This is a genomic window from Micromonospora sp. NPDC047753 (genome assembly GCF_040642735.1).
Classification (GTDB): domain Bacteria; phylum Actinomycetota; class Actinomycetes; order Mycobacteriales; family Micromonosporaceae; genus Micromonospora.
Genome location: NZ_JBEYSL010000309.1, coordinates 1 through 8,210 on the forward strand (window position 1 = coordinate 1; position 8,210 = coordinate 8,210).

Consider the following 8,210-nt stretch of genomic DNA (forward strand, 5'->3'; position numbering starts at 1 on the left):
CCCCGCCCGCGGCCGACGCCGCCCCAGACATTGGGCTCGACCGAAACGGTGGTGAGGTTGAAGCGATGGCCTGCCATCGATTCGAAGCTTTTGAGATAGAACCGGTCCCATCGAGATAAATGTCCAGCCATCTCGGCGCTGCCGACGACGGCCAATTCTGCCGCACGCACGACAGAGGGATCTTGCGAGCAGCGACTGGCGAGGTCGAGTATCCGTTCGAGCATGTGCCGCTGCCGGTGCGGGTAAAGGTCCTGCCAACGTTGGAAGCCGTGGCGGGTGAGCACGCTTGTCTCTTGGCCGGGTGGAATTGGCCCTAAGTCGGCTGCCGGCTGCCAGGCGCTTGAGTCGGCCGTCTCGCGTTCAGCGGAGGTCGGGATGTCGACCTCACGGGCCGTACGGCTGGAACGGTCGACGAGCACGATCTCCCACTGCCAGGACTCGGCCCGATCGGCAAGGCGGTCCGTCCTGCCACATTCGCAGGTGATCATTCGCATCGGGGTGTAGGTGGCCGTTGGCTCGACGAGGACGCGGCAGGTTGGGCATCGTCGACGTTTGTCGGACATGGCCGAGAACAGATGGCCTCGTCGGCATGCCAACCACGCTTGGGGGTTTCCGCTCTCCTTACGAGCACGTAGCGACACGAGCGCATGAGGGAACATGCGCGTGCGTTCTCCACAGTCGGTGCACTCGCCAGTTGCTACTCGGATTGTGTGGGAGACGACGCCCCGGGTGCCGTCGGTGAGTGTGGTGCCGTAGGCGGCTTCGACCTCAGTGTGGATCCACTGCTCGATCGTCGATGCCGCCTCCCGGAGTTTGTCGGGCGCGGGCAGGCCGAGCATTGCGGTGAGCCCAGCGGCTGGCCAGGGGTTGAGGTCCTGGGCGTACACCTGGTGACCTCGTGCGACGGCTGCTAGCGGGATCACGCCACCGCCGGCGAACATGTCAGCTACGAGCAGTCGACCAGGCATCATCGCGTTGAACGCGTCGATGACCGCTCCATTGACGGCGCTAGTACGCCGAGCCCACCAACGGTAGGTGCTGATCGGCGGAAGGTGAATTTCCCGGTTGCGGCTTTCGGCTCGCGCTTCCGCGCTGACCTTGAGGTAGTCGAGCCCGCCGAGAGGGCTGCGAAGCGGTTCATTCCGCAGGGACGACGGGGACGACGGGGACGACGGTGGCGGGTCGGTCGTTGGGGCCGTCATCGCGGTCATCGTTGTCCTAGGTTCGCTCACTTAACCGTGGGGCGTTCGTGTCACGTACCTGTGGGTGCGTGACGCATAGCTGAACAACTGATCATGTTACGACGTGGTTCGCCTGGTTGGGAATCACCCTTGCAGGCTTTCGGTCGAGCCTGGTACGTCCGGTTTACGGAGCGGGAGGCCGGGACGGAGGCAGTGAGCGCCGAGCGTGATCCGACAGGACGCCCAGCGGCCTCGTAGTTGGCCGCCGCCGAGTGGCGGGTCCGCCGGCAGCGCGGCGGCGAAATCGCTGTGCGTGAGCCATCCGGCGACCTGCATGACTGGTTCGCCGCTCGTGGGATCCGGTTCACGGCGGGTAACTACCAGCGACCAGCGAGGGTCGCGTTCAGCGACAGTGGCCTCGTTTCGACTGATGAAGAATTCGACCCAGCCTGGTGGCGCTGAGGTGGCCTTAACCTCGAGCCGGTGACGCTGGCCCGTGGCATCAGGGCTGGCAATGTCGTAGCCCAAGGTGTCGTCGATCAGGCTGACCTGGGCCACGTCGGGGAGCATGTGCTGCATTCCCGCGCTGCGCAGATGGGTCCGGCATGCATCGAGTACCGCCTGCTCGCCTTCATCCCCGAACTCCTGCAACACCTGAAGATCAACCTTCCGGGCCGCAGCAAGTAGCATCGCGTCGCGTTCGCGCTCGTCTTCGAAGGTAGAGGCAAGCGCGGTAGCGACTTCGTGGGGCACGAGCTCCCAGCGGACCTCGTCGGTTGTCGCCATCTGCGCCAGCCACACTTCGCGCTGGTCGGTCAGAATTTTGAACAGCAGCGCCTCGACGAATGTGTCCACCGGCAGCCGGGACATGGCCAACAGGTCGTCGGATGGGACGACGAGATGTCGCTGAGTCGCGACCAAGCCCGCATGGGTAAGCAGGCGTTCACCCTCGGTCAGGCTGCGGTGATCGTGTAACGCCCCCGTCGCGAGACTCCGGTAGCTCCGGTCCAGCACATGCCGGGGCTCGCCATCCGGTGTCAGTAGCCGGGCGACGTAGAACGCCGCCTGAAGGTGACGGTGACTGGGATGTGCCGGTACGGATTCGGACAGCACAGCTACTCACTGATCCTGGCCGGCGATATGGGCAAGCAGCGCGGCCATATCCGCATCGGTCTCGATTGGCGCCCCGTAGTCTTCGTCGTCGGGCAGAGACATCCTTACCAGCTCCTTGTCGTCCAAGGCGCGGGCAAGGTTGGTGGCCTTGTCCCGAATCCGGGTATCGACGACCTGATCTACGGTGCCGTCCGTGATCATGAAAAGCAGCGTCGTGCGTTGGCCGGAATCCATGCCGAGCCGATGGATACGGTCGATGCTCTGCAGGTAGTGGCCGGCGTTGAAGGTTCTGTCGAAGTAGACCGCGTCGTGGCAGTCGTGGTGCAGGCTGACGCCCTCGCTCATCGCCGCTGGATTGGCCAGCAGCACTTTGCAGTCGTCGTCAGTCCGGAAGCGCCGCAGCTCCGACTCCCGGGTGACCGCCGCGGTCGGCGCACTGGTGACGGACGGAACCCCGCCATGGATCATGGCGGGCTGATACTCGGCGAGCCACCGTCTCAGGCCTTCCAGGTTCGAGACAAAGTTCGACCACACCAACGTTTTGCGAGGGCCAGCCGGATCAGCGGCGTTTTGAGCGACGATTTCCCGGAGACGGGTGAACTTGGGGGGTGTCTCGTAGCGGCCGTAGCCGACGATCATTTCCCACAGACGGCTTCCTGGCTCGACGGGCAACGGTGGGTGGGCGAACTCGCCAGGCAGGTCGCGGGATCCGACCGCGAGCAGCTGAGGGTTGCTCGCCGCCTCGAGCAGGTACATGACGATCGTGCCCATGCGGGCCAGCTCCACGCGGTCGTTCATTGACACCCGCAGCATGCCGGCGTAGCGATCGCGCAAACCTGAGTAGATCTCGCGTTGCAGACCCGTCAGTGGAACTATGACCCGGCGGAGACTGGGTGGCGGCAGCTCCAACTCCCTCTTCGTGGTCCGCACGAACAGCGGCTGGATTGCCCGATTGATGGCGTGGAGCGCTTCTGGCTGAGGATTGGTCGTCAGTGCCTCAGCCGGAATGATCCGTCGGGACTGCCCGGGCCACAGAAATTCGTACAGGGCGACGAAGTCCTGCGCCGACTGTGGGGCGGGTGTACCCGTCAGGATGTCCCGTCGAGAAGCGGAGAACGCAAGATCGAGGCACGCGCTGCCATGCTGGCCGACACGGCCGGCCTTCATCCGGTGCGCCTCGTCGAGCAGCACCATGGTCCGGCCTTTGCGGACCCACTTGGTCAGCCCGTTGAGGTTCGCCGCCAGGCGGTGATAGTTGACCAGCAGGATTTCGGCCTCTTGGCTGCCCGGCGTGCCGAATACCTGGACCTGCGGCGCCGTGCCAGGTTTGAAGCATGCCTCGACCTCGGTCTGCCACGAGTCGAACGCCGACAGTGGCGCAACTACCAGGAGCTGGTCGATTTTCTCGGCGTGGTGCTCGGCCTCATAGACCGCGTATGCCACGGTTGTCTTGCCGGCACCGGGTACGGAGAAGTTCGCGCCGTGGGCCACACTGAGTAGCTTGGCCGCGTCGCGAAGTTGGAACGCCTTGAGTCGCCTCCCGAAGCGGCTGTCGTCGAGTCTGCGCTGCACGTCCTCAGTGCTCACCGGTGTGGGTTGCTGCCGGCGCGCCTGCTCGAGTTGCTTGCGTTCATGCTTAATGGTGGTGATGATCGCTATTGCCTCAGGCGCCCAAGCAATATCGACGTTGTAGCGGTTGCAGGCGGGGCCCAGCCAACCGATGTTGTCGCGGAACCGTTCGAGCGGCACCCGAACTGAGCGTGCTGGGTCGCCGTCGTAGCCCCATTCGACACGCAGTTGGCCCCAAAAGACATCCGGGACGGCGCCGACCTTCTGAGCAAGGATCACGTTCGCCGTCGGGTCGAAGTCGAGCGAGATGGCTGGGCCGTCAATCACAGTCGGTTCTCCGCTGCGGCGAACCCGCGTTCTGCGAGGTAGTGCAGCAGTTCGTCGTGTGAGCGCAAGTAAGCTTCGAGCGCCTTTTCGAGGGCTGCCGGTTCCGGCTGATCGCCGTCATCCTCAAGCTCTTTGTAGGCCCGTCTTACTCGGTCACACGCGGAAGCGGCATTGTTGAGCTGTCGCCGCGGGACGTCCAGGGCATCCTGGCCCTGGTCATCCTGCGCCTTGGTGTCTGCCGCAGTTTGCATGGCATTCTTGACCGCGTCGAAGAACGTGTTCTTCGGTAGAATCGTGGTGCCCTCGTCGGTTGGCACCTCGACTTCCGTGTCCCAGTCGGTGGCGTCGTCCGCCTTGCCCTGTAGGACCAATAAGTCGAATAGTGGCTGGAGGGTCACCTCGCCGTGTTGATCGGCGGGCAGGTCCTCATCGAGGTCGTCAAGTATTGAAAGGCCGCCGAGGTCTGCGTGGGGAGTGTTCTGTTGTCCGATAGTCAAAGCTTTCGCGGCGCGTCGCAAGTTCGACTGTTCCTCGAAGGCTTGGAGTACGTAACTGTCCAGATATGCCTCATCGATGTGCCGCACCCGGCGGTAGTCCATGCCTGCGAGGAGGCCGACGAGCTTTGCCTGCTTGACACGGCGCGCTGCGTCGGGCCCCTTGCGTGGGATCATCCTTCGATACGACTCATCGATCTCGATCAGATTCTGCCGGTCGTCATCGAAGTCTGGCCAGCGAAGCGCTCCACTACTTGCGGCGATGAGTTCTTCGATGATCTGCCGAAGCCGGTCTTCGGCCTCTACTTCCTCTGCGGCTGCGCGGCGGTCCTTTGAAGAGGTGGGATCGTAGTGCGGCTTCATCTGCACGCCGATCTCGTCCGGCTTTAGGCCAGAATCCAGCAGATCTTTGATGAACAGCAACTGATTCGTGAAGGAGTATGGCTGCTGGTAGTTCCGCCGCATCTGGAAGTTGAACTCCAGTTGCATGATGTCGGTGCTGTCGGCATTCGTCGGCAGTACCTGAACTTTAATGAACGCAAAAGCTCTTTCGTGCGGGAACTCTTCATGCAGGTCCCGCAAGGTGACCGCTCTGGTGTTGGCGTTGATCAGCACGCCCTCGTGAGTAATAAGCCCTGGCTCGCGTTGCTTCTCGTGGCGAATCATGGCCTTGACTTCGCCATACCCGCTGGTCTTGCGAATCAAGTCGGCCAGCAGCCGCTGCGCCTCGTCGCTGTGCGGGCTGGTTTCGATGATTCTGCCGTCGGCCCCGAGGCTCTCGACTTGGGCGCGTACGCGGTGCGTGCGGTGATTCAGTAGGACATCGCCTACTGGAACCCTGACCACCGGTAGCATCACGTTCTCGCCGCGCCATTCGAACGGTCTACGCTCGTCTTCGTCGGTGGCTGCAGCCTGGGCCGCCTCAATGACCTCGCGCCTGGCGTTCTGCGTCAGCGAGCTCATGAACGGACCTCCAATGGATCATCAAACAGCTCGGCGGGTTGTGCGTCGTCATTCTCCTGGGTCGGTATGACATCGCCGCCCTTGGTAACCATGGCGTTGAGCGCGTCCGCCAGCTCAGCGACTGTCCGTTCCGTATAGATTCGCCCGTTGAACGGGCGGGCAAGCTCAGCCGTGGTGTTGCGTTCTGCCCAACCCGGACCCACCAGAACCACGCTGCACGCGATGCCCAGCCGCGTCGGAAGCGTGCCCAGTCTGGCGCCGCTCTTCCTTGCCGTGCCGCCGTCTCGTGCAACCGAGACAGCGACCGCGTGCGTCAACGTCGCTGAGTGCACCAGCACGGCGAGTTGCCCCCCCTCGTTACGGCCATCCTTTGCGGCAGCGGTTGGGTTGGCTCCCACGCGCGTCAACAGCTCACGTGACGCCCTGTCCATCGCGATGCGGTCGTACGGAACTGAGCGCTCGTCAAGCAGCTCGCAGAGCGAGGTCGTTACAGCAGCCTGGACCTTCTTGCCGGTGCTACTCCTGTGGGCAACCCACGCACTGCCCACCGCTCGCTGAGTTAGCAGAAGTTCGTAGGGGACGCCGTGAGCCCTCATCTGCTCCACCAGCGCCCATCCGCACTGTCGCCCAGGCTCGTCGTCGATCTCAGGAAGCAGGTGTTCAACTGGTCGGGCCGGCTGCGCGGCTGGACTGCTCGCCGTTACTCGGCCGGTGATGACCACGTCGATGACGTCAAACACAGCTTTTAGCTGGTCGTTCTTCCACTTGCCGCGTAGGTCTGTAGGGACCGACGTGCCGCGGACCCTGGCGCGCAGATCCCGATAAGACAAGCCAGCTGCTGCACAGAGCGCGGTTACGACATTGCGGTCGTCGTGCTGCGCGGCGATGACGGCGGCAAGAGTCACGCTCTCCAGGGTTCGAGTCGCGGTCCGGGCGGCCAGCGTGTCAAGGGCGGCCCTGTATTGCGCCGGCCGCAACACCTCGTCCAGCGCCAGAAGCTCCTGGCTCGGATCCAGCTCCGAAATCACCTCGGCGCGGCAGACCTGCCGAATCACCCGGCCGGCTAAACCTTGGACATCGGTGACCGACGACTGATCCTCAATCGCTAGCAGCGACGCCAAGAGGTTCGGCAGGTCGATCGGCTGCGACACCGCGCGATCCTCACTGAGCCAGGCCAGCGCGTCCCTTGTGGACAGCCTCTGGGTGACTCGCCTGACATACGCCTCGGCGTCCTGCAGCTCCAACCCAGGTCCTTCCAATTCGCGAGACGAAACCCAAAGGCCGATACCCATGCACTACCGCTGGGGCGGGGCCGGCGACCGCCAAGATGGCACGTGGGTCCGATTGTGCCGCACGACGAGTGGCTACGTCTCTCCCCGCCGAAGGGTTCGCGGACGGCATGTTGGCAGCAGGCTGCGGCGGCACAACGTATGGCAGCGAGTCCTGCTGCCATGTCACAAGCATCTAGGCAAGGCATGCTGTGTCCGGCGGGCACGCTGTCGATCTGCATCCCCGCCCCGTTGGCCGCCAGCCGCTTCCGGTTCTCCGCGGGTTCGGCGCTAGACGTTCAGCACGTCAGCCAGCGCGGCCAGGAAGGTCAAGCGGCGATGACGGAGGTGGGCGATTATCCTACGGAAGGTCGCCGACACCTACGACGAGGAAGACCCGAAGCAATGAGCACAAGCTCCGGAACCTCTACTGATGAGCGCATGACGTGGACTTCACTAAGGCACAGTTCGAGGGGTTGCTGACCGACATCCGCGCAGGCTTGAGCGACCTGAGCGTGCGCCTCGACCAGATCGGACCAGCAGCTACCGCCGTCGCCGACCGCTGGTACATCCCGTCTGGTGTCGCCGACGCGATCCTGTGGCTGGCAGAGAGACCGTGCCGGCAGGCAAGTCCTCGACTTCCTCATCCACAACCTTCCACGCCGCCCAGGCAACCAGCATGGTCAACCTGCACGGCGAGGCAGTGGACAGCCGAGCCTTCCCCGGCGGCAAGTGGCCCTCACCCAACTCAACCACCTACAGCGAGGCCAGCGTAAAAGACGGAGACGCCGACTGGTCTCTCGCGTAAAGCAATTGCTCGCTCTGCCTGCCCGTGGACTTGTACGCGATCCGCCCCGTCGGCTGGCACGAAGAACTGGAAGTCTGCGCTCCTGGCGGCACCTAGCGGGCCGATGCGCTCGCCTCCTCCCAGACGGCGCCCAATGCATCGCCTGGGAAGGCCCCAGCTCCATCACCGACGAGAAGATTTGCCCCTCAATTCCAATGAAGATGAGGGCTGTTCTTATCCTCCTCGGTTATGGTTCTCTCGCCAATTTCCCTACGGGCACTAGCCGCGAAGTAGGAAAGGTGGGCGTTCCAGATCTCGGGGTAGAAGTGACGAAATACAAAGTCCACAAATCTACCCAGATGCAACGGTGCGGCACAAGCGATACGACAATTCATTCCGTTGATCGTCATGTGCGCAGCGGGATGGCTCGGGCCGGCAGCCTCAGGGTCACCGGGGCCAGCCCCGACGAACGCGATACGGCCGACGGGCTTACGGGTGCGGGTCATTC

The 8,210-nt window shown here is 63.6% G+C and carries 6 protein-coding genes; all 6 read right to left on the minus strand.

The features are described from left to right. Positions 1 to 1,211 (minus strand): hypothetical protein (locus tag ABZ749_RS23265; RefSeq protein ID WP_357231039.1); only part of this gene is annotated, 1,211 nt, incomplete at its 3' end. A 114-nt stretch (positions 1,212 to 1,325) separates the two neighbouring features. Beyond that, positions 1,326 to 2,294 carry a DUF3883 domain-containing protein gene (locus tag ABZ749_RS23270; RefSeq protein ID WP_357231042.1) on the minus strand — a complete coding sequence of 323 codons (969 nt, stop codon included), beginning with the start codon at positions 2,292 to 2,294 and terminating at the stop codon, positions 1,326 to 1,328. A gap of 6 nt (positions 2,295 to 2,300) precedes the next feature. Then, a complete protein-coding gene (locus tag ABZ749_RS23275; protein WP_357231045.1) occupies positions 2,301 to 4,190 on the minus strand; it encodes a DEAD/DEAH box helicase in 1,890 nt (629 codons plus the stop codon). After that, the gene (locus ABZ749_RS23280; protein ID WP_357231048.1) at positions 4,187 to 5,647 is read right to left on the minus strand and encodes a hypothetical protein; all 1,461 of its coding nucleotides are present in this window, start codon (positions 5,645 to 5,647) and stop codon (positions 4,187 to 4,189) included. The genes ABZ749_RS23275 and ABZ749_RS23280 overlap by 4 nt, the downstream gene beginning before the upstream one ends. Beyond that, positions 5,644 to 6,891 carry a hypothetical protein gene (locus ABZ749_RS23285; RefSeq protein ID WP_357231051.1) on the minus strand — a complete coding sequence of 416 codons (1,248 nt, stop codon included), beginning with the start codon at positions 6,889 to 6,891 and terminating at the stop codon, positions 5,644 to 5,646. Before ABZ749_RS23285 ends, ABZ749_RS23280 begins: the two co-directional genes overlap by 4 nt. A gap of 1,017 nt (positions 6,892 to 7,908) precedes the next feature. After that, positions 7,909 to 8,210: DUF2290 domain-containing protein (locus ABZ749_RS23290; protein ID WP_357231054.1), on the minus strand; the 302-nt coding region annotated here is incomplete at its 5' end.